Source organism: Echinicola soli (assembly GCF_006575665.1).
In the GTDB taxonomy this organism is placed as follows: Bacteria; Bacteroidota; Bacteroidia; order Cytophagales; family Cyclobacteriaceae; genus Echinicola; species Echinicola soli.
This window is the reverse complement of the sequence record NZ_CP041253.1, coordinates 613,023-639,512: the sequence shown is the minus strand read 5'-3', so window position 1 is coordinate 639,512 and position 26,490 is coordinate 613,023. Positions and strand designations below refer to the sequence as shown.

Here is a 26,490-nt window from a genome sequence, read left to right as displayed (position 1 = left end):
GCAATAGCCTATGTGCTGCGACCAGAAACCGATTGAAGCACTTTTAGTTCTTCCCGACATTCCCCGAATGATTTCAGGAGGACAGGTTATAACGAAGTCCCAGTGTATAATGCGGATTGAAGTAATGAAGAGGTTCGTTCTAAAATGAGAATTTATGCGTAGTTTTGCAGCTCATTTTCACCGGAGACATGATAGAGTTTATTAAATCACACATTGGTTCATTGATATTGCTCACCGTTTTTGTGGCATTGCTGACGTTAGGGGTGCAATTCCTCAAACCGGAGTGGGTTCATTCCAGTGTTTGGCAGATCATCATTTTTTACTTTGGTTTAATGTTGGTAAGCGGACAGCTTATTCAATTTTTGTTAAAACAATCGAAAGAAAATTCCGTAGCGATACTGATGGGCGCAACAATCATAAGGTTTTTAGCAAGCCTTATTTTTATTGCTATTTGTTTATTTACCGAAATAGACAATAAGATTTTGTTTTTTGCGGATTTTTTTATCATCTATTTGTTGTACTTGTTGTTTGATATATACAGCTTAATAGCTAACTTGCGCCCTCATTCTAAGTAGGTCTATAATAATTGAGTTGATGCTTCGTAAGATTCTGTGCTTAAGCACCTTGATGTCAGTGTTTTTGCTGGCGCTCTCGACTACAGTTTTTGCTTCATCTGATGCTGAAGGTGAAAGTGAAAGCAAGACGGGATTCATCATGCACCACATAAAGGATTCGCATGAGTGGCATTTCGCTACGTTTGGGCATACCCATGTAACGCTTCCATTGCCAGTGATTATCTATTCTGGTGATCGGGGATTGGAGCTTTATATGTCCAGCGATTTCCAAGATCATGAAACCCACGCTTTTGGTGCGGAGCACAATGGTTATTATATCAATGAACATGACAAGCTGCATGCGGTGGATGAAAACAGGTCATTTGTAGACCTGTCCATCACTAAAAACGTGGCCATGCTGATCATTGTTGTGTTTATGATCTTTTGGGCAGTACTTTCTGCTGCGAGAAACTATAAAAGAAATCCCCATGGAGCACCAAAAGGCATTGCCTCGATTATCGAGCCGCTGGTGTTGTTTGTGCGGGATGAAGTGGCCAAGCCAAATATCGGCCCGAAATACCGAAAATTCACACCGTATTTATTGACAATATTTTTCTTCATCTTGGTCGGCAACCTAATGGGACTAGTTCCCGGTGCTGCTAACCTGACTGGTAATATAGCTGTTACCATGACACTTGCGGTATTCACATGGTTTGTCACTAACCTTAACGGCAACAAGGACTACTGGAAGCACGTGGTCGCTACACCAGGCGTACCTTTACCGCTGCTTATTGTTATTGTCCCAGTAGAAATTATCGGCTTGTTTACCAAGCCATTTGCCCTGATGGTGCGACTTTTTGTCGCAATCACGGCAGGCCACATTGTAATCCTTAGCTTCATTGGCTTGATCTTCGTTTTCGAATCATATGCTGTAGGGGTAGCCAGTACGGTAATGGTAGTATTCATCAACTTGATAGAGTTGTTGGTAGCGGCCATTCAGGCTTATGTATTTACGTTGTTCTCTGCGATGTATATCGGACAGGCAGTAGCAGAACACGATCATCACTAGAATTTCTTTGTTCAATTTATAAATTATAACACGTATGTTAACTTCATTATTGTTGTCTGCCGGCCTGGCACTTTTGGGTGCAGGGATCGGTGCTGGTATTGTAGCGATAGGCGCAGGACTTGGTATCGGTAGAATCGGTGGTCAGGCTATGGAAGGTATTGCAAGACAACCTGAAGCAGCTGGTAAAATCCAAACTGCTATGTTGATTATTGCAGCCCTTATTGAAGTGGTATCTCTGTTTGCAGTGGTAGTGTGTCTACTTATTGCCCTTAACGAGAACATCACTTTCTAAGAAGTGCAAAGAATGGGGATGGGCGTTAGGCCCGTCCCTACTTTATTATTTGAACAAAACAGTTTAAAACTTTATATAGATGGATCTTATAATTCCTGGTTCTGGACTAATCATTTGGCAAATTATCGGTTTTGGGATTTTATTGATTATCCTGGGCAAGTTTGCTTGGAAACCTATTCTCTCCGCGCTTGATGAGCGTGAGACGGCTATTGAGGGTGCGCTGAAAGCTGCAGAAAATGCAAGAAATGAAATGGCAAACCTTAAGGCAGAGAATGAAAAACTGCTTCAAGAAGCTAGACTAGAGCGTGATCAGATTTTAAAAACAGCCAACGAGACTTCTGCAAAGATGATTGAAGAGGCCAAGACTGAGGCTTCCAAGGCTGGCGCCAAAATGATTGAAGATGCCAAAGCGGTAATTGAAACAGAGAAAAAAGCTGCATTGTCAGAAGTTAAAAACCAAGTGGCTACACTTGCGCTGGAAGTAACAGAGAAATTGTTGCGCAAGAACCTTGAAAGTGACAAGGCGCAAAAAGAGTTGGTAGAGGAGTTTGTTAAAGATCTTAAGTTAAATTAATCGTAGCAAATGTCAGTTAAAAGAGTCGCTTCGAGGTATGCCAAGTCTTTATTGGAATTGGCAGATGAAAGAGGTATACTGAATGAAGTACATCAGGATATGGAGTCATTGCTAAAGGTGGCGGGTTCCAATAGGGATTTTGCCTTGATGCTAAAGAGCCCTATCGTAAAGCCTGATGTAAAAGCCAACGTTATCAATAAGATATTTTCCGGAACAGCTCAGGAACTTACCTTGTCCTTCTATGATATTATTTCCCGGAAGCATCGGGAAGATATTATAGCTGATATTGCCAAAGCATTTCTGGAGCTTTATAACCTGCACCAGGGCATCCAAATAGCTGAAGTAACTACTACTTTTCCTATGAACGAAGCGCTTCGGAAGGTATTTGCTGATACGGTAAAGGATATTTCTGGGAAACAGAAGGTGGAGTTGGTAGAGAAGGTGGATAAAGACATTATAGGTGGTTTCGTCTTGAAAGTGAACGACCGTCAGCTGGATGAGTCGATGAACAGCAAGCTGAAAGCATTGAAATTAGAATTCTCGCATGATCATTACGAGAAGCAGATTTAATAAATACAGGAAAAACTATATAACTATATTCAAGAATGGCAGAAGTAAGACCTGATGAAGTTTCGGCGATCTTGAGAGAGCAGCTCTCAGGCGCTAAAACGGAAGCTGAACTGGAAGAAGTAGGCACAGTCCTGCAAGTTGGTGACGGTGTAGCCCGTATCTACGGACTATCCCAAGCTCAATCTGGTGAATTGCTGGAGTTCGAAAACGGACTCAAAGCAATGGTACTTAACCTAGAAGAGGACAATGTAGGTGCGGTACTTTTCGGTGACTCCAAAGAAGTAAAAGAAGGGGACACTGTAAAACGAACCAAGCAAATTGCGTCTATCAAAGTGGGTGAAGGTATGTTGGGCCGGGTAGTGGATACCCTTGGCCAACCAATTGACGGAAAGGGCCCTATCGAAGGAGAACTTTACGATATGCCATTGGAGCGTAAAGCACCAGGTGTAATCTACCGTCAGCCAGTAAACGAACCACTTCAGACAGGTATCAAATCTATCGATGCGATGATTCCGATCGGTAGAGGTCAACGGGAATTGATCATTGGTGACCGTCAGACAGGTAAAACTGCCGTGTCCATTGACACCATTCTTAATCAAAAGGAATTTTACGAAAAAGGAGAGCCAGTTTTCTGTATCTACGTAGCCATCGGTCAGAAGGCTTCTACGGTAGCAGGTGTGGTAGCCGCCCTGGAAAAAGGCGGTGCTCTTCCCTATACGGTAGTAGTAGCGGCACCAGCTTCAGAGCCAGCGCCCATGCAGTTCTTTGCGCCATTTACGGGTGCTGCCATTGGTGAGTTCTTCCGGGATACCGGGCGTCCTGCTTTGGTGGTCTATGATGACCTTTCCAAGCAAGCAGTAGCGTATCGTGAAGTTTCCCTATTGCTAAGAAGACCTCCGGGACGTGAGGCATATCCGGGTGATGTATTCTATCTTCACTCAAGATTATTGGAAAGAGCTGCGAAGATCAACTCATCCGATAAGATTGCCAGGGAGATGAATGACCTTCCAGAATCCCTTAAGCCATTGGTGAAAGGTGGTGGATCATTGACTGCCCTTCCAATCATCGAAACACAGGCTGGTGATGTATCTGCTTATATTCCTACCAATGTGATCTCCATTACAGATGGTCAGATTTTCTTGGAGACCAACCTTTTTAACGCCGGTATTCGTCCAGCGATCAACGTGGGTATCTCCGTGTCAAGGGTAGGTGGTAACGCACAGATCAAGTCCATGAAGAAAGTTTCCGGTACGTTGAAGCTTGATCAGGCCCAGTTCCGTGAGCTGGAGGCGTTTGCGAAGTTTGGTTCCGATTTGGATGCCACCACTAAGAGAACCATTGAAAGGGGTAGAAGAAACCAGGAGATCCTTAAGCAAGCACAGTATTCTCCTGTGAAAGTAGAACTACAGGCAGCTATTATCTATGCTTCTACCAAAGGATTGATGGACAGCGTGCCAGTAGAAAGAGCAAGGGAATTCGAAAAGGAATTCTATACGTTGCTTACTTCCCAGTACCAAGAGGCGATTACCGCCCTGGCTAAAGGAGACTTGGATACTGCTGGTAAATTACTTGAAAAAGCAGCTAAAGAACTTACACCTAAGTACGCAAAATAATTAATTGCTCCGCCCTTATTGGGGCGGAGCCCTTATTCTCTATTTGATGATATGGCTAACTTAAAGGAAGTAAAAGAAAGGATTAACTCAGTTGTTTCGACACAGCAAATTACCAAGGCAATGAAGATGGTAGCTGCTGCGAAGCTAAGGAGGGCTCAGGATAAGATCATCCAAATGCGTCCTTATTCTCAGAAATTAACTGCCATTCTTAATAACGTTTCTGCAGGAATTGAAGGAGGCAGCGATTTGGTATATGCTGAAAAAAGAGCCATCAATAATGTGTTGATCGTTCCTGTTACTTCAGATAAAGGACTATGTGGAGCCTTTAATACCAATATTATCAAAGCCGCATCAGCAGCTATCAATACTGAGTATGCCGGTAAAAACATTACGGTGCTTCCTTTAGGTAAAAAGGCATACGATATTTTCAAAAAGAGAGATGTGACGTTGGTGGATGATTTCTATCAAGTGTTCACAGATCTTTCTTTCGACAAAGTGAGAGAGGCTGCAGAATATGCAATGGACGAGTTTGAAAAGGGCACTTATGACAAAGTCGTATTGGTGTACAACGAGTTTAAAAATGTAGCAACTCAAGTGGTAAGAAATGAGCAGTTTCTACCGATGGAAATAGACGAAAGTGAAGAGGAGGTTTCCGCTACCACTATGGATTATATCATGGAGCCTTCCAGGGAATATATCATTCAGGAGCTGGTGCCTACTTCCCTTAAAATCCAGTTTTATAAAGCTGTATTGGAAAGTAATGCATCTGAGCATGGTGCACGTATGACAGCAATGGACAAAGCCACTGAGAATGCTGGTGAATTGCTCAAAGACTTACGCTTGATGTACAATAGGTCTCGTCAGGCTGCTATTACAAACGAAATCCTTGAGATTGTTGCCGGTGCGGAAGCATTGGGTGGTAATTAAGATTGAGGAAAAAGTAAATCAAATAAAAAAAGCTTTCCGCCTGGCGGAAAGCTTTTTTTATGGCTCTATATGGATTATAGTGGATAAAGATAAGAGGCAAGTTATTTTATAGTTGAAGCATAATTCTTTCAAGGGAGAATTTTCTGTTCTGTCTTGAGGTATTTGAGATTAAAAAATCAAAGAAGTAGGATGGAAAAGGTGCAGGCTTGACTGACGTGGATTAGCCCAAAAATTTGATTGGCTGCTCAAATGGAGGAGTTTTCCTACGCAAGTGCAGGCTTTGATTTTAGTCAAATAGCTCATCGTAGCGGGGTTTCCTCCACAGGTGGACAGGTTTTGGTTACTTTTTTCACCTGTAGAAAAAAGTAACAAAGGTGATGAGGCGAAAGCCACACTGGAATTTGGCAAGCAAAGTAAAAAGTTGCCCACGGTAAATCATATAGAACCTTTTTTATTTGATTGGGGCTAAATGAGTTGGCGAGCTTTCTTTCAAAAATCTTTCTGCTTCCCTTCGCATTCGTGTTACCATGTAGGTTTCCACTTTTACCGGCATACTTACTATTTCTTTAGCTATTGATTTTGCTTTGTCTTTTTGACCCTCTTGTAGGTACAATTTCCATAGTAAATATTTTGGTTTAAAGCGATAGGGTAATAAATAATGTGCAAAAATGAAGCTTTCAGCAGCCACAGTTACCTTCCCGTTTATTTGCTGGCACTGGCCGAGCATTTCGTATAAATAAGGACTTGTAGTTTTTTGACTCGCTAAAGATAATAGCTTTTCAGCACGCAGGTATTTTTTATTGTTGAACAAAATTGATCCGTAATCTACCAGATAACTTGGATTATTATCGAATCTATTATACAGTTTTGTCATTTGTTCTTGGGCACGCAAGAGTTTTCCCTGTGCTTCCAGTTCAATGGCCTGTTGCCATTTTACTAAATTTTGGGCATAATTATAATAATGGTATAGTAGGGCTACGGTAACAGGGAAAGTAATACAAACAAACCACCGGATTAACCTTTTTTTAATAGATGACTTGCTTATGTCCTGTAGGTTTGATGAAAGTATGCCACAGATGAGGACAAGATGGATGCAAATAGGTAAAACGGAAAGAGGGTAAGAAAAGAAAGCAAAAAGAAGTATACTTGCCAACGATCCTATGCAACCGATGAGAAATGTGTTTTTCTTATTATTCCGTGATACGAGAATGTCAAGAGACCCGCGAACAAGAAAATATATGATCAACAGCACCAATCCCAGCCCTACAATCCCCATATTTACAGCTATCCCAAGGTATTCATTGAAGGTAAACTCTCCCAGTCCTGCTATTCTCTCTTCTCCGATTGTGCTTCTTCCTGACTGGAAGTAGTCGGCCTGATTGTGCCCAAAATTATAAGTATAATGATTAGGGCCAATACCAAAAAGTGGGTAATCCATAAATAGTCTAATAGATATCTTCCAAATAAATAATCGTCCTATTACAGAATCAGTTTTCCATAAGTACAGGGCAGCCATACCAAGAATTATTATAGATGCTAGAAAGAGTAATGCAGGGATTTTTCTTTTCACGAATTGAAGATGGATATGGGGAAATCCTAATATACTGCATCCTAAAATCCCCGCTAATATAGCTGCCCTGCTTTCAGTAAGGCAAATATTAAAAAAAACGCAGACAGAAGTCGTTAAAAGGAAATATTTGAAAAATCTTGACTTATAGTTGTCTGTAGATAAGTGGCTGTACATGGAAAGTACAATAGGTAAGCAGGCCGCTAGATAACCGCCGAAAGTGCCGGATTGGTAAAGAGTCCCGTAACCTTAAAAAGAGTATGGTAGCTCCTCATAATACCGGCCCATTGTAATATCCCGAGTGTAGAGTTTAAGGTGGAAGATAGTACAATTAAAAAAGAAAGACTAAATACAAAAGTACTTGGAAAATTTTGAGTCAAGGATTTACTGAAAAAGTACCAAAAGATCAAAAAACCGGGAATAAGTAGGATACTAATATCATCTGTCGACTTCTGTACAAATGAATTTATGATATAGTACAAGTAAGTGATTATTACCAGTATGTCCATTTTGTTTATACCGATGGGCACCTTAGTTTTAGTGATTAAGAAATAATGGGATACCCATGCCATAAATATGCTTATTCCAATAAAATGAAATGTTTTTGCTATATATATCCCATTTTTTATCTCTATGGAAGCTATCAGCGAATTAGATAGCAGGAGAGAATAAGCGATAATTACTATTAATCTATTTCTGGTTATTTTTACCATATTTAATTTTGAATTATTAATTTTTAAAGATTTAAATTCTAAAAAATATTCTAAAAACAAATATGTATTAATATATTTATGTAATGATAGGGGAAACTTAAATTGCTAGTATTATGAGTATTTTATCAATTAAAAAAAAATCTACACAAGTGGTATGTAACCATACCTTTAAGCGTTTTACTGCTTTTTTTTATGACAATGTGCCAGTCAACCTTTGAGGAGGAAGCCAATTTAAAAAAGGATTACTCAGGCGAGGGACTCTTTCGCGGTATCTTCTTTATGGAAGGTGAGATTGGCGAAAGGATAGATCTATTTCGGAAATTAGGGCAAAAAGTTCAGCTTGGTGAAAATAAGGAAGCTATAGAGCAGCTTTCGTCAGTTGCGGATGAAGTGGTGTCAATAATAAAAGAGGATGATTCTACTTTTTTTAAAAGCTTTAAAGATGAGATTGAAAGTGGAGATTATTTCCGGGTGGAGAGTATATTGAACGAAAGTACCAGCATGCTTCATAGAGCATTATTGGCTTCAAGTATCTCCGGATATTATACGCAAAGCTTGGATATAGCTCAGGAATTGGAAACAGAAGGAATAATAGGCAAAGATGGAAAAGTAGATTTTAGTCAATTGGATAAATTGGTTAAATCTAAAATGATGGGAGATGAAGTTGAGTCAACCTCATCCAGGCTGATGTGTTGCTCTGCTTTTGTGGCATGTTGGATTTATGTAGCAGCGATTCATGGTGCAGCCGTAGCAGTATATGCGGCGGTGGAATCGGTTGTAGCAGTCCATGCCGCAGTATTTTTTTGGACGACTGCCTATACACCGGGGGAAGGTGAAAGGATATTAGCAAGCAATGCCTATAATTTGCAGAAAGAACTAATGATCGATGAGATCACAACAAAGTTTGCTTATCAGTAATCTAAATAATGGTCGGTGAGTGATATCAAAAAAAGAGGTTTACTTCTGATTCCGCCCGTGATCATTGGAGTGATTAGTTACATGGCTTTTTTATCGTCTACTGGGTTTAATCCGCTAACACTGGATTATAGAGAATCCAAACTGGTCTATACAGTTATTCCGCAGGGATGGGGTTTTTTTACCAGGGATCCTAGGGAACCATATACGCTTTTGTATAAAAGGACTGGTGATAAGCTTAATCTTATCAATGATAGTGGTGCGGAACCTCGGTACCTGTTTGGGCTTTCACGAAGTACACGAAGGCAAAATATAGAATTGGGATCGTTGTATCTTCAGGTTCCTGACTCCATGTGGGTTTCCTGTCCATCCAAAGCATGGAAGGAATGTGTCCCTGATGATAGGGTTTTTGTATCAGATTCGTTCAAACATCCGCGATTATCCGGTGAGTATTTACTGATCAGGCAAGCTCCGGTTCCATGGGCGTGGAGTAAATCCTATGATAAAATTAAAATGCCCTTTGAAATCTGTAAAATTTATATTGAACCAGTACGTGAATCCACGAATTGAAATTTCCTTTTACAATCTTATCCAAATCAATCCAGTCAACACCGTGTATGGGATTGGAAGGACGTTATTGGCTTCGAGTACCTTGATTACTCTTTTGGCCAACAGCCCGGATGTACTATTTCCTCAAACCATTCAGGTGGTAGAAGCCCCTGTTTCTCCATTGGTAGGCATGAGTCTTTTTAATCTTCTGGTCGATCACCTTGTCATTGCTAAACTATTGGCGATAATTAGTCTTATCACGGTGATCATCGGTATTTATCCCCGTTATACTGGAATACTCCATTGGTATGTCGCGTTCAGTTTTTTCTCCGCATGTAAGGTGATTGATGGAGGAGACCATGCCAACTCCGTCCTGACACTTATGATTGTACCACTCACGCTGTTGGACAATAGGAAGTGGCATTGGAAGTCTCCGAAACAGGAGACTAATCCGCCGATTTTACAAAATACGATTGCTTGGTCCTTTGTCATGCTTATTAGGGTACAAGTTTCCATTATTTATCTCCATGCAGCTGTGGGAAAGACTGGGGTGAAGGAATGGTTGGATGGAACGGCTGTCTACTACTGGTTTACCCATCACTACCACGGAGCAGCCGAATGGCTTAAGCCTATAGTGGTAAGGACCACATCCCTCCCTTATATTGTAACTACAATTAGTTGGGGAACAATAGTATTAGAATTTCTATTATTTGCCTGTTTGTTTCTTTCACCAAAAGACCCACGGCGAAAAATATTTCTGGTGCTTGGAATAGGTTTTCATTTGGCTATTGTACTAGTACATGGATTGGTTTCCTTTTACTTAGTGATGTGTGCCGCATTGGTGTTGTATTTGTCAAACTATAGCAGTGCTTATATATTTCTGGAAAATAAATCTCTAAAAACATGGATATTGTCCCGACTGTCTTGAATGTAGTTTTTGTGAGCCTGTTTATTTCCATTTCATATCTTTATAAAAGATGCTACCCTAAAGAGATAAACTCTGCTATAGGGTACCGAACCAAAAAATCCATGGCTTCTGCAAAAAAAAAGCTGGCTTCTGGCCAACAAGTATTCTTCAGAAATGATGTTTAAGGGTTCATTGATGCTTCCGGTGATACAGGTAGCTTTATATTTTGTATTTGGATCGATGGAAGCACTTTTAGGTATGCTGGGAATATAGTTGTTGATGCTGTTGGGGGTGATTTATATGACGGAAAAGAAGTTGAACAATAGATAAAATGGCAGCATAGGGTCTTTTTGGATCCGTAAAAGTTTGCGAAAATAAGAGTCAACTCATTATAATAATAACATCATGGAAATTGCACCGATAATCGTAAACATTGTCATAGCTATATCGGTTATGTTTTTGTCCTATCTATACAAAAAATACTACCCTAAGAAAATCAACGGCAATATGGGCTACCGTACCCGGCGATCCATGATCTCCGAGAAAAACTGGCTTTTGGCCAATGGGTACTATTCGCGATTGGTCTTTAATTATACGCGGTTACTTCCAGTGGTACAAGTAGTCCTTTACATGGTTTTTGGGCCCTATATCGCCCTTGCAGGATTCCTTGCACTATGGATAGTTGTACTTTTCTGGGGTATTTATAAGACTGAAAGAGTACTGAAAAGAGAGGGGGGATAAGGTATAAGCTTGTGAGTATATGAGAAGATGGGTTACGGTTTTATTGGTGGGAATTGGATTGACGATACCTGTATTTTTACACTTATTAAGCGTAAACCTTTGGTTTAAACCGAAGAAGGAGGAGAATCTATCCTGGGCTCTTGAACAAGCTGGTCATAATAGACTTGAGCTGGAGCGAGCACTTATGCACTATGCATTACCGAAAGACAGCTTAAAGCTCCGTGCACTGAACTTTTTACTGGATAATATGCACGGTAAATATACTTTGGACAGCCCCGATTCAGCGCTGAGGGATACTTTTTTCTCTGAAATAGGGGCTTTTCGGGAGTCAGAGGGCTTTAAATCTAATACGAATCATTCAGATAATCTTTCGAATGTAGAATGTGAATATGATAAAGTTATATCCCAAGCAGTGTCAGGAAAAACAGGGTTGGTATCCAGAAAGCCTGATCTCAAACATATCACTTCAGAGTATTTGATTGATAACCTTGAATATGCATTTAAGGCCTATTGCTTACCTTGGCACAGAAAGCAGTCTTTTAGCGAATTTTGTGAATATATTTTACCATACCGGATTGGCAACGGAAGATCAACAGCTTGGCGGAAGAGGTTGTGGGAAGCTTACACTCCATTGATCGATTCCTTAAAATCCATTGGGATTACCGATCCGATAGAGGTAGCAAAAATTATTAATTTGGAAGCAGGAAGAGATTGGATATACAGTGTTAAGCTGGATGATTGGCCCATAGACCCAACTATTAAAAATCTGCTTGATGGCAGAATTGGAAATTGCCGTCAACAAACTCAGTTTGGAGTGGCCGTTTTGAGGGCACTTGGAGTGCCGGCTGTTCATGAGCAAGTGCCATTTTATGGTAATCGGAGCTTAGGCCACGATTTTATTGGTGTTATTGGGAAAGACGGTAGTGTTACCTCTATGGATCTTGGTCATGAAGCAGTAGGGCGTGTGTTGGATATTAAGGAAGAAATTGGCTATTACATACCCAAAGTGTATCGATATGTATATGCCGATACTGGTACCGTCCTGGGAAAGAAGGAGCGCGATATCAACAGCGTTTATCCCTATTTTAGACAGTTGATCCGTGATGTTACAAAAGAGTACCTTCCAGTGAGTGATGTAAAGCTGGTTTTGTATGATGTGCCCGAAAGGGAGTACTATGCTTATTTATGCGTATTTGACAATCGTAGGTGGCGTCCTGTGGCCATCTCTTTAATAGAAGATGGCAAAGTTGTCTTTAAAGATATGGGAGTGAATATTGTTTATCTGCCCATGTACTTTTCTAGGGGACAGTTTTTTGCGGCATACGATCCTTTCATTTTAAATTCTGATGGAAAAGTGAAGAAAGTTATACATGAAAATAAAGGGAAGGAAATGATTCTCCATAGAAAATATTTTAAGACGAATATATTTAAAAGGTTATCAGGGATAAATGGGAAGTTTCAAGTTGCCAATAAAGCAGACTTTAGTGATGCAAAAGATATTCATGTAATTAATGATCCTGTGAATTTAGTGACTCATCGTATACCATTGAGGATAGAAGAAGAGTATCAGTATGTTAGGTATTTGTTTTTTGGCGGGATCAATGGTCAAATGGCTGAAATGGGACTGTATGATGAATGTGGTCAAAGACTTTCAGGAAAGATTATCACCAATAATCTGTTGGAAGGGGAAGAGTCCGTAAAAAATGTATTTGATGGGGATGTATTAACACCCTTTGAATTGTCAATATGGGGCAAAAAACAGTGGTACGGGCTGGATATGAGAAGCAAAAAGAAGCTGAGCGAGCTGTCTTTTTGTCCAAGAACGGACAAGAACGATGTTTGGTCCGGGCTGAAATACGAGTTGTTTTACTGGGATAAAAGGTGGGTATCCCTTGGTGTTCAGGAAGCGAAATCCAACCAATTAACCTATACTTCTCCAGTGTCTGGAGGGATATACCTGCTCCGTTGCCTAGATGAGGGAAAGGAGGAGCGGATATTTACTTATGAAAACGGGAAGCAGGTTTGGTGGTAGTGTACTAGCGTTGAGGTCTTGCCCAGTTCATGTTTTCCAGCCTTATGGATCGGCTCCAAATAATCCTTTTATTTGAATTATCCAGTAAGTAAGTCAATATCCTACACATTCACATGCCTTTCCGCATGATAAGACGATCTCACCAACGGTCCTGACTCTACATATTTCAATCCTCTTTTCAGTCCTTCTTCCCTGTAGTGGTCGAAGAGATCCGGATGGATAAATTCTGCTACTTCGATGTGCATCTTGGTGGGCTGTAAGTATTGGCCCAGTGTCAGGATGTCACATCCGTGTTCGGCAAGATCATCCATGGCTTTGTATACCTGCTCTTTGGTTTCGCCAAGGCCGAGCATGATGCCGGTTTTGGTCCTTTTGCCATATTCCTTGGTAAGCTTGATCTGTTCAAGAGATCTCCAGTATTTGGCTTGTGGCCGTACTCTTCTGTAAAGGCTTTCGACTGTTTCCATGTTATGGGAAACCACTTCCTGACCTCCATCAATCATGCGATACAGGGCATCCCAGCTGGACTTTACATCTGGAATAAGCGTTTCAATGGTCGTTTCTGGGGAAAGCTTTTTGGTTTCTATGACGGTTTGGTACCATATTTCAGCGCCGCGGTCTTTCAGCTCATCCCTGTTTACAGAAGTAAGCACGGCGTGCTTGACACCCATGAGCTTAATGGCCTCTGCCACGCGTCTGGGTTCATCGGTGTCATACTCTGGCGGTCTCCCGGTGGCTACTGCGCAGAACGAGCAGGATCGTGTACATACATTGCCAAGTATCATAAAAGTGGCCGTGCCGGCACCCCAGCATTCGCCCATATTGGGGCAGTTACCACTTTCACATATCGTATGGAGTTTATGTTCGTCGACTAATTTCCTGACCTTTGCGTATTCTTTTCCCACTGGGAGCTTTACTCTTAGCCAGTTGGGTTTTTTACGCTTTTTGGATTCTTCGGATATTACGGGTAGTTCTATCATCTCACTATCTTAACTTGTCGCAAAATTAAGGTTTTGTTACAGCAAAACCAATTAATGGTTTATTTCCTGAAGCCGTAGAAGAGCGTGAAGTAAGCCGACTGGAATATTTGCCGGTTTTCTGTAGTGGGCATCAGGGGAATCTCTTTAGTAAAACCTTCCAGTTCATATCCTAGTTCCAATCCGGTAACATTAGATTTAAAAACCCCAAATTCAAAGGACAGGGCTGCTTTTACATTTGCTCCGATCGCTAACTCTGATTCTCCCAATCCTTCAAATAAGTGTCCCGGTCCTAAGAAATAGGAAAGTGAAGGGTGTCTTTCAGGGTTGTATTGCTCACGAACGGTTTGGTTGCTCGATACATAATATTCAATGTAATAGGGTGCGACGATGCCCAAACTTGGTCCGATGGCAGAGAGTACGGATACTTGCACCCCTTTTTGAGGGGCTTTTTTAAAGAGGATCAATTCGCGCCCATATTGGGGCCTGATGCTATAGAGGTAGTTTGATTTTCCATAAATAAAGCTATTACCGAGGGTGGTGCTGTAGCGTGCTTCTTTTGGGTTTTTTACATTGGCCATTTCCAGGGAAAAAAACTGAAAGTTATTCTCGGTAATCCTGGATCCTATTTTTAGGTATAATCCTCCGATCAGCCCCCCATTGGTGTTTTTGTTAATACCGAATAAGACTTCTTTGTCATAATCATAGTCTCCGGCTTCTCTACCTTGGCCCATTAAAAAGTGCGGTGCGGCCAGTAGCAGTAGGAGGATAAGATATTTTGTTCCTTTTGTCATATGTTCTAAGGAATTATACGCTAATTTTGCTTTATATGTTAGATAACTTCAAATAAAAATAAAGGTTTATGCCTACTATTAAAAGCACCTACCTCGAAAATCTACGAACTAGCTCCCGGCATTTGCAATCTGGCAGGGAAATCATCACTGACGCTCCGGTGGATAACAATGGTAAGGGGGAAGCATTTTCTCCTACTGACCTGGTGGCATCTGCCCTGGGAAGCTGTATGGTGACCATTATGGGGATTGTGGCGCAGCGGGAAGGAGAAGATCTTGAGGGCTTGACCTGGGAAGTTACCAAGGTAATGGATAGCAACCCCAGAAAAATCAAAGAAATCATTATTGACTTTTCATGGGAGAATCCATTGGATGATCAGAAACTTCTACAGAAGTTAAAAAATGCTGCAAAAACCTGTCCTGTGGCTTTAAGCCTTTCTGAGGAGGTGAAGCAAACGGTCAACTTTAATTTTTAATAATTTACGTATTACGGCGGAGATATTTAATCGCCTTAATGTATATCTGTAACGGTGGTAAAAAATGAGTGTTAAAATATTTTTTTAAAGGTTGTAGCATTTTTTGATTAGCTGTCGTCTTGTAAGTAAACATAGCATATAAAATCCAGTCGATTGGACCAATACCTCATTCAAGAAGCCAAAGATGGTAAGCCCAAAGCCCTGGAAATGCTTTATAAGCATTTTTACGGGTATGCTATGAGCATTTCGCTGAGGTATTCCAATAGCCGGGAAGAAGCATGTGAAATCGTGAACGACAGCTTTATGAAAGCGTTTGATCGGATACAGCAGTATTCGGAAAACAGCTCTTTTAAGGCATGGTTTCGAAGGATAGTGATCAATACTTCAATAGACTATTACCGAAAGAATGTCAAGCACTATGCGGTGATGGAAATCGAAAAAGCGTCGGCAAAAACCTACGATGCTTCCATAATCGATGAGCTATCAAAAGAGGACATCCTCGGAGCCCTTCGGGATTTGCCAGAGGTGATGCGAATCATCTTTAACATGTATGAAATTGAGGGATATAATCACAATGAGATTGGAGAATCTTTGGATATACCTGCCAGTACGAGCAGGACATACCTGGCACGTGCCAAGCAGCGATTAAGAGATAAAATAACAGAGTTAAACCGAATAAATGATGAAGGAGCAGTTCGATAAACGGCTTGTGGAGAAGATCAAGAACTCCTTCGACCACCATGAAGAGAGCTTTGATCAGGTAGAGTGGGAAAAATTTTCCCAAGTCTATTTCAACAAACCGACCAAGCGTAAAAAGTTGGTGTTATGGCCATTTATTATGTCTGCCATTGCTGCGTCGATGACACTACTGTTTGTCTTCTATCCATATGAAAAAGAGATCGAAAAAGGGGTGACTGATCTGAAAGGCAGTATTGCCAAAAAGAGCAAGAAGCTGGATGAGATACTGAAACCCATCGAGGACTCTACTAAAGGACAAGTGGAAGAAATGAAGAAACCGGCACTGGCATCAGTCCCTAAAACATCTTTGGAGAATTCTGAAGAAAGAAGCGATATCAATAAAGGTGTCCAAAGGATGACTTCTGCACCAATTGCCCTGTCGCGTGAGCCTGATTTCGATACCTATGATCCGCTCCTTATGCATTCTCCTGATCCGATAGCTGGGGCTGCATCACGTTTGGATAGGGAGTCTCAGGCGAAAATTGATAAATCAGTAGCCAATACTCGTCCGGCTGGTCAGCCAAGAAGTACCTATATGGATGAGCAAGTAGCGCAAAGCTGGGTGGATGAGTGGAAAGAAGGAGATAATAATGGGAAGACCACTAAAAATACCAATACGATTATCAAGAATGATCAAGGTAATGAAAGCCTTGTCAGATTGGGTGTACAGGCGGGGCCACAGACGGCCTCTAATGCTACATCCGGCATGCAACTGGGGGCAGGGGTAGTTTCGGAGTTTTCAATCAGTGATAGGATAAAGCTGGATGTAGGGGTGAATTATGCCCATCAGCAGTTTGAACCGGAGACATTGAACAAGCTTCCTGAATCCATGCAAATGCGTGCTGTGAGCAGTGCAGCGCCTAATGAAGCATCATATGCTGTTACCAATGATTATTTGGGGTCTGAATATACCATGAGCTATTATGGCCTGGACATCCCCATAAACATTAAATACAAAGTAATGGATAAATCCAAGGCCAATGTGTTCTTGATTACAGGGCTCTCCAGCATGATTTATTTTGATCAAAAAGGAGTGGAGACCTTTGCTGTGGCATCCAAGTTTACCGAGGACTTTACGGGGGCGTTACAATTTAGTGAGTCTATACAAGAATACTCACAGGAATACACTCCTAATAGTGAGCAGTCAAATGTGGATCTTGGGAAAATGCTGAATTTATCCTTTGGATATGAATATAACCTTAGCAATGGCACCTTCCTTTCCATAGAGCCGTATTATAAACTGCCCCTTGGTAACCTAACTTTTACCAATCAGCAGTTTTCAATTGGAGGGGTGAATTTGAGAATGAATTTTCAGTTCAAAAAATAATAATTAAACTAACCAACACATGAAAAGAGTTTTAACAACCGCATTCGTAGTGTCCTTAGCGGCACTGATGTCCTCTTGTCTTCAGGACAAAGAAACAGAGTACCAAAAGCAGGTGAAGCGCGAAAATCAGGAGTTGGCTAACTATATTAGCCAAAATGGAATTGATGCCGAGCAGTCTTCAGCAGGTTATTATTATACAAGGGAAGAGGATGTGGAAGATGGACAGAAATTTAATGACGACGACATCATAGGTATTTACTATGAGATGGAAACCTTGGATGGGTCATTTATCGATAGTCATACCGAAGAGGATGGTGCACCTATTAAGTTTAAGTATGATGTAGGACAGCAAACTTTGGCACCTATAGCTGTAAACTCGTCAGTGTCATTGGCAGAGCTAGGAGAGACATTGGTGCTTTATGTGCCGTCTTATCTGGCGTATTCGGATTACAGTTATGGTCAGTTATTTCCACAGTATTCCCATATGAAAATTACGGTACACTTTGAGAAGATATTTGCGCCCCAAGAAGTGGCTGCTATCGAAGACAATATGATCCAGGAATATATCGCACAAGAGAACCTGGAAGGTTTTGAGAAGGTGGAAGATGGTGTATATGTGAGAGTGGTAGATGCTGGAGATGAAAATTCCGAAGCCAGCAAAAATGGCAATACTCTAGGCTTTACGTTCGAGATGTTTGCGCTGGGCGAAGAGGACCCTTTCTCAAAGGTTACAGACAATACCGTGACCACCAAGCTAGGCGACGAGGATAACTACCAATTTCTCAACATAGGATTTAAGGATTTGCATAAAGGAGCAGAAGTGGAGATCATTTCACCATCGGCATCGGCATTTGGCAATACCGCACAGGTGCTTCCTGATGCTATTCGGGAGGACTATTATGAAAAAGGCTTTCTTTCTGTCATTCTGAGACCCTTTACGCCAGTATTGTTCACCGCAGAGATCAAAAGCATCAATTGATAGATGCTTATTACCCAAATAGGATTTAGGCCTCCTGCTTCTTCAAGTAGGAGGCTTTTTTTGTGCTCATTTGACATTTGATGGGTCAAGTGAAAAAGTTTGGGGGATTAGGGTTGGTTTCGATAGCTCGCAGATGGTGCAGATTAATAATGTTTGCACTGATTTTTTTATACCGGAGCACGCATTCCTATAGCTAAATCAAAGATAAATATGCTTACCATAGCCACCTAGAAATTTCTCGTTTCCCAGAAATATTGCTTGGTTCCATTTGATTGCTATGGGATGCTTATCGTCAAATAAATGCTATTTGGGGCACGTCTCACGATGGATATCCTTTTGGGATTAAAAAGGGTGTTATGATTGGAGAATTTCGTATTTGGTAAGGCGTTCAGAAAGAATTAATCATTGGAATTTGTTTTGTACAGAGCAATGTGGAAATTTGACAGTAGAATATAAACCCTGAGGAAATGAGTTACCTATTTGAGACTTTTAGTGGCTGGAAAGCTTACTGTGAAGAGAAAGAAGTCCCGCTTTACGCCCCAGTAATGGAATATGAAAAGGAGCAGAGGGGGAAATCCGAGAAAGAAATATGGGATGGACTGCTCAGTGCCTATAAAGTCATGAAGGATGCAGTGGAAACAGGCCTCAAGGAGGAAATGGTTTCGCGGTCAGGTATGATCAACAACGGCGCAAAGAAAGTATACAATCATCCACTATCGGTATTGTCCCCTGAATTCCAACGGCTGATTTCGAGGGCATTGGCTGCCAAAGAAGTGAACAGTTGTATGGGAAGGGTGGTGGCAGCACCTACGGCGGGTGCATCGGGTATTTTACCGGGTACGCTGTACACCTTACAGGAGATCCATGGCTTGGACGATGAAAAGGTCCTGGAGGGACTTTTGATCGGTGCCGGGGTTGCTTTGATCATCGAGCAGAACGCCAGTTTGGCCGGGGCCGTAGGAGGTTGTCAGGCGGAGACAGGCTCTGCAGCTGCCATGGCATCCGGAGCGATGGTCTATTGTTTGGGCGGTAATACGGATCAGGTTTTTAATGCAGTGGCCATTACGATCCAGTGTATGCTGGGATTGGTTTGTGATCCGGTTGCCGGGCTTGTGGAGATACCTTGTGTGGTGAGAAATGCCAGTGCTGCGGCCATTGCCAATAGCTCTGCACAAATCGCCCTGGCAGATGTGAGTGGTGTTATTCCAGTGGATGAATGTGTAGAAGCCATGGGGGAGATAGGTTCCAGCATGGAGAGCAAGTATAAAGAGACTGCTTTAGGTGGATTGGCTGCTACCCTGACGGGCAAAGGAATTGCGAAGAAAGTGCTGATTCAGGATATCGAAATGCTCCCTGATGAAGAATCACCCGATTAATTGCTTTAAAAAGGGGATTTTCATGAGTTGGTTGATGGACATTCCAAGGATAAAAGACCAACAGATCGCGCTTAGCAGCATGTATGAGAAAATCTTCCTTCTCCGCACTCCAAAGGAAGTCAGAAGAATCGTTCCTCCTATGGGAGTCAGCACTAAAGGGGTAATGGCTGCTACACCTGCTGCTCCAAATTTTTGCCAAACTTGAATGATCTTGCGTGTTTTCGGGGAGAATTTCTTTTTATTCTTTCGAATTTTGATCGTCCAGTTCGTTTTGATCCACTCTCCTAAAAAGGTGAATACGACCACACTGGTCATCATGCCAGATACCGTAACCAAGATAATTTCCAAGATGCTGTAGTTGGCAGCATTGCCAAGTAAAGGCCCTCCGATGAATTTGAAAAGGCAGACGGCGTAAATAGCCAGGAATTGGAGAATATATTCAAGCATTTGGCTCACAGGAGGAATATTAAGTACAATCCGTAAACAGCCAGTAAAACACCACCTTCAAATCGGCTGATTTTATAGCCTGTTCGCATGATAGGGAACAGTAAAACCGTAAAACCAATCATCCACAGAAAATCCGTTGATAGAAATAGGTCACTTACTTCAATCGGCTTTATAATAGCAGTAACACCAATTATGGAAAGAATGTTCTGCATATTGCTGCCCAATATATTTCCTAAGGCAATATCTGTTTCTTTTTTTCGTGCAGCGATTACTGAAGTTGCCAATTCCGGCAAACTGGTTCCAACGGCGATGATGGTCACGCCAATGATACGCTCGCTGATGCCGTATTCCTGCGCCAGGGTCACGGCATTATTGACCAGTAATTCAGCTCCAAAATACAGCCCCAAAATCCCTACAAGGATATAACCGATGGATTTTACGAGCGGTTCACTTTTGGCCTTATCAGCTTCTTCCGTCGAAAATTCCTCTGGGATTTGATTGGATTTTTTGAAGTAAAACCAATTGATAATAATTAATATAGCAAAAAGTATAATGCCATCCCATAAGGATATCCAATTGTTCAGTGCCAATAAGTAAAATAGTATTGTGGCAAATAACGTAAAGGAATAATCAAATTTAAGTATTTGAAAATTGAGTCGTATAGGGTAAATCAATGCCGAGATCCCAAGGACCAAGGAGATATTAGAAAGGTTAGAACCTACCACGTTGCCTACTGCAATGTCACTTGTGCCTTTCAATGCTGCCGTGACACTGACCAGCAATTCAGGTGCAGAAGTGCCAAATGCCACTATCGTCATGCCAATTAGTCCAGGGCTCATACCAAGTTTAGCAGCTATCGCTGAGGCACCGTCTACCAGTGCTTTTCCTCCTGCCAATAGGATGAGGAAGCCAATAATAATCAATGTGTAAATCAAAATTCGTTAGCGTTTTGGTCCAAAAGATAAATCACCAGCGTCTCCTAGTCCAGGGACAATGTAGGCCTTTTCGTTGAGTTTTTCATCCACGGCCCCTAACCATAATTGATAGGGAATGCCGAGGTGGGATTTCAGGTATTCCAGGCCTTCAGGTGCTGCAATGGCTGCTGCAATGTGAATGTTTTTTGGGGTTCCATTTTTCAAAAGCTGTTGGACACTGGTGACCAGCGATTTTCCTGTCGCTAGCATGGGGTCTACTAAGATAATCTCTTTTCCTTCGATTTTTGGAGCCGCCAGATAGCTGAAGTCTATTTCTACTTCACTACCAGGTGTTTCTTCCTTTCTGAATGCACCGATAAAGCCGCTGTCTGCTTGGTCAAAATAGTTCAGTACGCCATTATAAAATGGGATAGCCGCTCTAAGGATGGCAATGATCACAGGAGAAGCCTTGAGCCTATTGGACGGCGTGTCTGCCAATGGTGTGGTGATCGTGTGGGTGTTGTATTCTAATGATTTAGAGAGTTCGTATGCTAATATTTCTCCCAATCTTTCCATGTTTCTACGGAATTTTAGGCGGTCGCTCTGCTGGGAGATGTCCCTTAGGCCTTCCAGATAATGGTTGGCGATGGAGTTTTGGTCGGTGAGTACAAACATATGGCTCAAAAATAAACAAAAAAAAACCGACCTGAAAAGGCCGGTTTTAAATATTGCTTTAAGCTTTTTTTATTGAACCTCGAAAGAAGCTCTTCTTGCAAGCTGACGAGCATCTGCAGACTGCTTATCTACGCTAGTGTCTTCACCATATCCTTTATAGGAGATTCTGGATGAGTCAATACCAGCAGCTACTAGCAGGTCGTAAACTGCTTTAGCTCTTTTCTCAGATAATTTCATGTTGTAGTCATCAGGACCGATTTCATCAGCATAACCCTTGATAGCTACATTTACACCTGGATTTCTCTTCAAGAAGTTAGATACATAATTAACTGAAGAAGAAGAGTAACCTAGTGGCTTAGCACTGTCGAATGCATAGTAAACGTTTACATAACCTTCGTTGATCGCTTTCTTGAAGAAGTCAGTTTCATCAACTTCTTCTACTGGGCATCCGTTGTTAGATGCAGGACCTGGAACGAAAGCGCAGTCATCAGAGTGATCAGGGATACCGTCACCGTCAGAATCAAGTGTTCTACCGTGAGAGTCTACTCTTGCACCAGCAGGAGTGTTAGGCTCTTTGTCCAGGTAATCAGGTACACCGTCACCATCAGAGTCTTTCAGCATATCCTTAATTTCACCGATTTGGCTTTCCAGCTCGTCCTTGGTGGCGTACTGAGATTCTCTCACATACCAGTCAGCGTGAACATCGTTACCGCCTAGGTAGAATGAAAGTCCCAACGTACCGGTCCAAGAAACAGCGTTAGCACCATAGTAACCAGGATCAGCAGGAGTGATAGAAGTGTGTCCATCAAAAGCTACGTTTTGACGACCCGCTACCAGCATGCTGATGTCACCGTTAAGGGATACTCTGTTGCCAAGTCTAACTTGTGGAGTGAAACCAAAGATGAAGTTGTAAGTGTCGTCTTTGAAGTCAGCCCATTGGTTTTCTTGAGGAGTTACTCTTCCGAAACCGGCACCGAAGTGAGTCAATAGACCTACTGTGTTTGTCCAAGTTTCGAAATTGAAAACTCTAGCAAGGTTAGCAACACCCTGTAGGTTAACTCTGTAATAATTTGTTTCGAAAGATGGCGTTTCATCTGCGTTCTGGTATTTACCAAAACCATAATCCACTTTCGCACCGAATTTCTCGTTGAACATGTATCTAACGCCTACGTCAGCATGTCCGAGATTCAAGGAGGGAGAATAATAACCTGGCGACATTGGTGCCATTGGTTTATTGAACCCACCATTAACATCGATTGACCACTTGTTGAAGTCATCTTGGGCGTTAGCTCCAACTGCTAACGCGCCAGCCATTAATGTTGATAGTAATAATTTTTTCATGATTTAAAAAAAATTTTTTTTCAAAATTAAGTGTTTAATTAATTTAAATCCAAACTTAGTAACTAATAACTGTAATGCAAATGTAAATTTTTTATTCAATAACTATAAATTTTTTACTATTTGTTTTAGGAGAAATTATCCCAAATTTGCAGAACTAATCATTCATAAACTATGCCAAACCTTGATTTTCTGATTGAAATCCTCGAAAAAAGAGGAGTTTCTGGAGATGAACATGCCTTTTCTGCTTTTATAGTTGATTATGTACATAAACGGAGAAGTGACTGGAAGGTTATGCCGGAGGTTCTTTTTGGAGAAAGATTTCATGATAACATTATCTTAAAATTTGGGAATCCACGTACGGTGGTTTTTGCACATATGGATACAATCGGCTTTACCAGCAGGTATGAGAATCAATTAGTGCCTATAGGTGGTCCAGATGTGCAGGATGGTGACGCGCTGGTAGGAGAGGATGCCAGGGGGCCTATTGCCTGTAAAGTGAAGATCCAAGATGGAGATGTTACCCATGATTTCCCAAGGGGAATAGTCCCCGGTACTAATCTATCATATGAACAAAATATCTCCATGGAGGATGGATTTATCCAGGCAGCTTATCTGGATAATCGACTGGGGGTCTATAATGCCCTACGCTTGTGTGAGGATTTGGAAGATGGGGTGGTCGTGTTTTCCACGTATGAGGAGCATGGAGGGGGAAGTGTCCCTTTCCTGATGAAGTATGTGAATGAACAGTGGGGAGTGAAGCAGGCCTTAATATCAGATATCACCTGGGTGACCGAAGGTGTCCGCCACCATGAGGGGGTAGCCATATCGCTCAGGGATCAATTTATCCCAAGGAAAGTATTTACGGACAAAATAGTCCGTTTGGCAGAAGAAAGTGGTATTCCCTACCAACTGGAAGTAGAGGGTGCCGGAGGAAGTGATGGCCGTGAGGTTCAAATGAGCCCCTTTTTGGTGGATTGGTGTTTTATTGGAGCTGCAGAGGATAATGTCCATACACCGTATGAAAAAGTATCGCTAAAAGACCTGGAAGCGATGATTCAATTGTACAAATACCTGATGGCTCGCCTGTAGGTAAGTCTTTGGCTTTCAAATTAGGAAGCACAAACGAAAATTTTCTATATTTGTAGCGCCCTGGAGTCGGGGCTTTTTTATTGTAATATGCTAAAGGTAAAAGACAAGGAGTTTGAGCCGTACCTGTCAGAGGAACAGCTGGACGTGAGAGTGAAGGCACTGGGAAGGGCTCTGTCTGAGGATTATGATGGTAAACACCCCCTCGTTTTGGGCATTCTGAATGGCGCATTCATGTTCCTGTCAGACCTCATGAAAGAGATGTCGGTTCCGCTGGAAGTATCTTTTATAAAGATTGCTTCATATGAAGCCATGCAGTCAACCGGAAATGTTCGGGAATTGGTAGGCTTAAAGGAGGAGGTGGGTAATAGGCATATTATCATCGTGGAGGATATCGTGGATACAGGTAGAAGCATGGAGTATCTGATTGAGCTGCTCAAGGAAAAGTCACCAGCTAGTATATCTGTCGTTAGTCTATTGCTGAAGCCAGAAGCTTTGGCGACAGATGTTGAAGTGGACTATGTGGGGTTTGAGATTCCAAATAAATTTGTGGTCGGCTATGGATTGGATTACGATGGCTATGGCCGTAACCTAAGAGAAATATATCAACTAACGTGACGGGGGATTCCCTAAAACACTGTATTAACCAAACTATAAATCATGCTAAACATCGTATTATTTGGCCCTCCGGGCGCCGGTAAGGGGACGCAAAGTGAAAAGCTCATTGCAAAATATGAATTGGAGCACATTTCTACGGGGGATTTGTTCAGAAAGCATCTAGGTGAAGGGACTGAGTTGGGCAAGCTGGCCAGAAAATATATGGATGAGGGCCGGTTAGTACCTGATGAAGTGGTGATTGGCATGGTGGATGATAAAATTAAAACTACAGTAGGAGCCAAAGGTTTTATTTTGGATGGTTTTCCCCGTACGGTGGCCCAGGCAGAGGCATTGGATAAGTTGCTTGAGGAAAAGGACCTGAGTATTGCTGGTATGATTGCCCTGGAAGTACCGGAGGAGGAATTGAAAGAGCGAATCCGTCACAGGGGAAAAACTTCAGGAAGGGTAGATGATCAGGATGAGGAGAAGATCAATACAAGGATAAAAGTGTATAAAGAAGAAACTCTGCCAGTAGCTTCCTATTATGAAAAGCAAGGGAAGCTTTCCACCATTCATGGTGTTGGGGGGATCGACGAAATTTTTGATAAGATCTGTGCGGTAATCGATCAGTATTAAAACCGAAAATAATCGTACCTTTGTGAAAATTTAATATTGGCTAAGAGTTTTTCTTAGCCTCTTTTATTTCAGAGGAATAAGCAATAGAAAAGTGGCAGATTCGAATTTTATAGATTATGTGAAGTTTTGCTCCAGGTCTGGGGCGGGAGGAGCTGGTGCTGCCCACTTCAGGAGAGAGAAGCACGTTCCCAAAGGTGGCCCTGATGGAGGTGATGGAGGCAGGGGAGGCCATATTATCCTCAGGGGAAATTCACAGCTTTGGACCTTGTTGCACCTTAAATATAGGAAGCACATCATCGCCCAAAATGGCAAAGGCGGAGAAGGTGGCCGAAGGAGTGGAAAGGACGGAGAAGATGTCGTGTTAGAGGTGCCGCTAGGTACGGTGGCCAAGGATGCTGAAACCCAAGAAGTGCGGTTTGAGATCACTGCAGATGGGGAAGAGGTGGTTTTGACAAAAGGCGGCAGGGGTGGTCTAGGTAACGACCACTTTAAAACTTCCACTAACCAGGCTCCCCATTACGCCCAGCCAGGGGAAGAGGGAATCGAAGAATGGATCATTCTTGAACTTAAGCTGTTGGCAGATGTGGGGCTGGTAGGATTTCCAAATGCCGGTAAGTCCACCTTGCTTTCGACCATATCTGCAGCCAAGCCGGAAATCGGAGATTATCCTTTTACGACCCTGGTGCCAAATCTTGGTGTGGTGAGTTACCGCGATGACAGGTCTTTTGTGATGGCTGACATCCCAGGGATAATTGAGGGTGCCTCTGATGGCAGAGGGCTTGGGCTGAGATTTCTCAGGCATATAGAGCGAAATTCCATTTTGTTATTCCTGGTGCCCGCAGATGCAGATAGCATAAAAGAGCAATATACTATTCTTCTTAATGAACTGAAGGAATATAATCCAGAGTTATTGGACAAAAGAAGGATCTTGGCAGTTTCCAAAGCAGATATGCTGGATGAGGAATTGATGGAAGAAATGAAAGCGGACCTTCCTGAAGGAGTTCCAAGTCTCTTTATTTCATCTGTAAGCCAATATAACCTTGACAAGCTGAAAGACACGGTCTATGCAGCAATCGTTGGATAATGTCAGTTTGTCATGGTAGGCAA

The 26,490-nt window shown here is 42.0% G+C and carries 28 protein-coding genes; 21 read left to right on the top strand and 7 right to left on the bottom strand.

What is annotated here, in order from left to right; all coding sequences use genetic code 11:
• Window positions 1-188 precede the first annotated feature (188 nt).
• The 7 genes from FKX85_RS02750 to atpG all read left to right on the top strand — a co-directional run bounded on the left by FKX85_RS02750 (window position 189) and on the right by atpG (window position 5,599).
• Window positions 189-575: a hypothetical protein gene (locus FKX85_RS02750; protein ID WP_141613274.1), complete on the top strand. Its 387-nt coding sequence runs from the start codon at window positions 189-191 to the stop codon at window positions 573-575.
• 19 nt (window positions 576-594) lie between these two features.
• Window positions 595-1,623: a F0F1 ATP synthase subunit A gene (gene atpB / locus FKX85_RS02745; protein ID WP_141613273.1), complete on the top strand. Its 1,029-nt coding sequence runs from the start codon at window positions 595-597 to the stop codon at window positions 1,621-1,623.
• A gap of 34 nt (window positions 1,624-1,657) precedes the next feature.
• A complete protein-coding gene (gene atpE, locus FKX85_RS02740; protein WP_015264455.1) occupies window positions 1,658-1,915 on the top strand; it encodes an ATP synthase F0 subunit C in 258 nt (85 codons plus the stop codon).
• A 79-nt stretch (window positions 1,916-1,994) separates the two neighbouring features.
• Window positions 1,995-2,489, top strand: a complete 495-nt coding sequence (locus FKX85_RS02735; RefSeq protein ID WP_141613272.1) for a F0F1 ATP synthase subunit B — start codon at window positions 1,995-1,997, stop codon at window positions 2,487-2,489.
• A 9-nt stretch (window positions 2,490-2,498) separates the two neighbouring features.
• Window positions 2,499-3,059: an ATP synthase F1 subunit delta gene (atpH, locus tag FKX85_RS02730; RefSeq protein ID WP_141613271.1), complete on the top strand. Its 561-nt coding sequence runs from the start codon at window positions 2,499-2,501 to the stop codon at window positions 3,057-3,059.
• 35 nt (window positions 3,060-3,094) lie between these two features.
• The gene (atpA, locus tag FKX85_RS02725; protein WP_141613270.1) at window positions 3,095-4,672 is read left to right on the top strand and encodes a F0F1 ATP synthase subunit alpha; all 1,578 of its coding nucleotides are present in this window, start codon (window positions 3,095-3,097) and stop codon (window positions 4,670-4,672) included.
• Between the two features lie 51 nt (window positions 4,673-4,723).
• Complete coding sequence (gene atpG / locus FKX85_RS02720) at window positions 4,724-5,599, top strand: ATP synthase F1 subunit gamma (protein WP_141613269.1); 876 nt, start codon at window positions 4,724-4,726, stop codon at window positions 5,597-5,599.
• Between the two features lie 451 nt (window positions 5,600-6,050).
• Here the strand turns inward: atpG and FKX85_RS02715 are convergent, their stop codons facing one another.
• Window positions 6,051-7,343, bottom strand: coding sequence for an O-antigen ligase family protein (locus tag FKX85_RS02715; RefSeq protein WP_141613268.1), 1,293 nt, complete (start codon window positions 7,341-7,343; stop codon window positions 6,051-6,053).
• A gap of 728 nt (window positions 7,344-8,071) precedes the next feature.
• Here FKX85_RS02715 and FKX85_RS02710 point away from each other — a divergent pair.
• The 5 genes from FKX85_RS02710 (at window position 8,072) to FKX85_RS02690 (ending at window position 13,023) form a co-directional block, all read left to right on the top strand.
• Window positions 8,072-8,797 carry a hypothetical protein gene (locus FKX85_RS02710; protein ID WP_141613267.1) on the top strand — a complete coding sequence of 242 codons (726 nt, stop codon included), beginning with the start codon at window positions 8,072-8,074 and terminating at the stop codon, window positions 8,795-8,797.
• 81 nt (window positions 8,798-8,878) lie between these two features.
• Complete coding sequence (locus FKX85_RS21845) at window positions 8,879-9,364, top strand: SdpA family antimicrobial peptide system protein (protein ID WP_394345007.1); 486 nt, start codon at window positions 8,879-8,881, stop codon at window positions 9,362-9,364.
• Entirely contained in the window at window positions 9,348-10,271 is a 924-nt protein-coding gene (locus FKX85_RS02700) for a sporulation-delaying protein SdpB family protein (RefSeq protein WP_168196204.1), read from the top strand. The genes FKX85_RS21845 and FKX85_RS02700 overlap by 17 nt, the downstream gene beginning before the upstream one ends.
• Before the next feature lie 384 nt (window positions 10,272-10,655).
• On the top strand, window positions 10,656-10,991 hold the full coding sequence (locus tag FKX85_RS02695) for an SdpI family protein (RefSeq protein ID WP_141613264.1): 336 nt from the start codon (window positions 10,656-10,658) through the stop codon (window positions 10,989-10,991).
• A 19-nt stretch (window positions 10,992-11,010) separates the two neighbouring features.
• Window positions 11,011-13,023 (top strand): transglutaminase-like domain-containing protein, encoded by a 2,013-nt coding sequence (locus FKX85_RS02690; protein WP_141613263.1) that lies wholly within the window; start codon window positions 11,011-11,013, stop codon window positions 13,021-13,023.
• 101 nt (window positions 13,024-13,124) lie between these two features.
• On the opposite strand, the gene lipA is transcribed toward FKX85_RS02690, so the two are convergent.
• Window positions 13,125-14,003, bottom strand: coding sequence for a lipoyl synthase (lipA, locus tag FKX85_RS02685; RefSeq protein WP_141613262.1), 879 nt, complete (start codon window positions 14,001-14,003; stop codon window positions 13,125-13,127).
• 59 nt (window positions 14,004-14,062) lie between these two features.
• Window positions 14,063-14,794: a hypothetical protein gene (locus FKX85_RS02680; protein WP_141613261.1), complete on the bottom strand. Its 732-nt coding sequence runs from the start codon at window positions 14,792-14,794 to the stop codon at window positions 14,063-14,065.
• Between the two features lie 68 nt (window positions 14,795-14,862).
• On the opposite strand from FKX85_RS02680, the gene FKX85_RS02675 reads away from it, so the two are divergent.
• The 5 genes from FKX85_RS02675 (at window position 14,863) to sdaAA (ending at window position 19,687) form a co-directional block, all read left to right on the top strand.
• Window positions 14,863-15,267, top strand: a complete 405-nt coding sequence (locus FKX85_RS02675; protein ID WP_141613260.1) for an OsmC family protein — start codon at window positions 14,863-14,865, stop codon at window positions 15,265-15,267.
• A gap of 153 nt (window positions 15,268-15,420) precedes the next feature.
• A complete protein-coding gene (locus FKX85_RS02670) occupies window positions 15,421-15,969 on the top strand; it encodes an RNA polymerase sigma factor (protein WP_141613259.1) in 549 nt (182 codons plus the stop codon).
• Window positions 15,947-17,332: a porin family protein gene (locus FKX85_RS02665; protein ID WP_141613258.1), complete on the top strand. Its 1,386-nt coding sequence runs from the start codon at window positions 15,947-15,949 to the stop codon at window positions 17,330-17,332. Before FKX85_RS02670 ends, FKX85_RS02665 begins: the two co-directional genes overlap by 23 nt.
• Before the next feature lie 19 nt (window positions 17,333-17,351).
• Window positions 17,352-18,311: an FKBP-type peptidyl-prolyl cis-trans isomerase gene (locus tag FKX85_RS02660; RefSeq protein ID WP_141613257.1), complete on the top strand. Its 960-nt coding sequence runs from the start codon at window positions 17,352-17,354 to the stop codon at window positions 18,309-18,311.
• A 467-nt stretch (window positions 18,312-18,778) separates the two neighbouring features.
• Window positions 18,779-19,687: an L-serine ammonia-lyase, iron-sulfur-dependent, subunit alpha gene (gene sdaAA, locus FKX85_RS02655; protein ID WP_141613256.1), complete on the top strand. Its 909-nt coding sequence runs from the start codon at window positions 18,779-18,781 to the stop codon at window positions 19,685-19,687.
• Here sdaAA and FKX85_RS02650 read toward each other — a convergent pair.
• The 4 genes from FKX85_RS02650 to FKX85_RS02635 all read right to left on the bottom strand — a co-directional run bounded on the left by FKX85_RS02650 (window position 19,676) and on the right by FKX85_RS02635 (window position 23,064).
• Window positions 19,676-20,134 (bottom strand): hypothetical protein, encoded by a 459-nt coding sequence (locus FKX85_RS02650; protein WP_141613255.1) that lies wholly within the window; start codon window positions 20,132-20,134, stop codon window positions 19,676-19,678. The two genes, sdaAA and FKX85_RS02650, sit on opposite strands and share 12 nt — an antisense overlap.
• A 5-nt stretch (window positions 20,135-20,139) precedes the next feature.
• Entirely contained in the window at window positions 20,140-21,069 is a 930-nt protein-coding gene (locus FKX85_RS02645; protein ID WP_141613254.1) for a calcium/sodium antiporter, read from the bottom strand.
• A gap of 6 nt (window positions 21,070-21,075) precedes the next feature.
• Window positions 21,076-21,723, bottom strand: a complete 648-nt coding sequence (gene upp, locus FKX85_RS02640) for a uracil phosphoribosyltransferase (RefSeq protein ID WP_141613253.1) — start codon at window positions 21,721-21,723, stop codon at window positions 21,076-21,078.
• A 69-nt stretch (window positions 21,724-21,792) separates the two neighbouring features.
• Window positions 21,793-23,064 (bottom strand): OmpA family protein, encoded by a 1,272-nt coding sequence (locus FKX85_RS02635; protein WP_141613252.1) that lies wholly within the window; start codon window positions 23,062-23,064, stop codon window positions 21,793-21,795.
• 171 nt (window positions 23,065-23,235) lie between these two features.
• Between FKX85_RS02635 and FKX85_RS02630 the strand changes: the two genes are divergently transcribed.
• From FKX85_RS02630 to obgE, 4 genes are all read left to right on the top strand, one after another.
• On the top strand, window positions 23,236-24,153 hold the full coding sequence (locus FKX85_RS02630) for a M20/M25/M40 family metallo-hydrolase (protein WP_141613251.1): 918 nt from the start codon (window positions 23,236-23,238) through the stop codon (window positions 24,151-24,153).
• 87 nt (window positions 24,154-24,240) lie between these two features.
• The gene (gene hpt, locus FKX85_RS02625) at window positions 24,241-24,768 is read left to right on the top strand and encodes a hypoxanthine phosphoribosyltransferase (protein WP_141613250.1); all 528 of its coding nucleotides are present in this window, start codon (window positions 24,241-24,243) and stop codon (window positions 24,766-24,768) included.
• A gap of 42 nt (window positions 24,769-24,810) precedes the next feature.
• Window positions 24,811-25,383, top strand: a complete 573-nt coding sequence (locus FKX85_RS02620) for an adenylate kinase (RefSeq protein ID WP_141613249.1) — start codon at window positions 24,811-24,813, stop codon at window positions 25,381-25,383.
• Between the two features lie 91 nt (window positions 25,384-25,474).
• On the top strand, window positions 25,475-26,467 hold the full coding sequence (gene obgE, locus FKX85_RS02615) for a GTPase ObgE (protein WP_141613248.1): 993 nt from the start codon (window positions 25,475-25,477) through the stop codon (window positions 26,465-26,467).
• The last annotated feature ends 23 nt before the right edge of the window (window positions 26,468-26,490 follow it).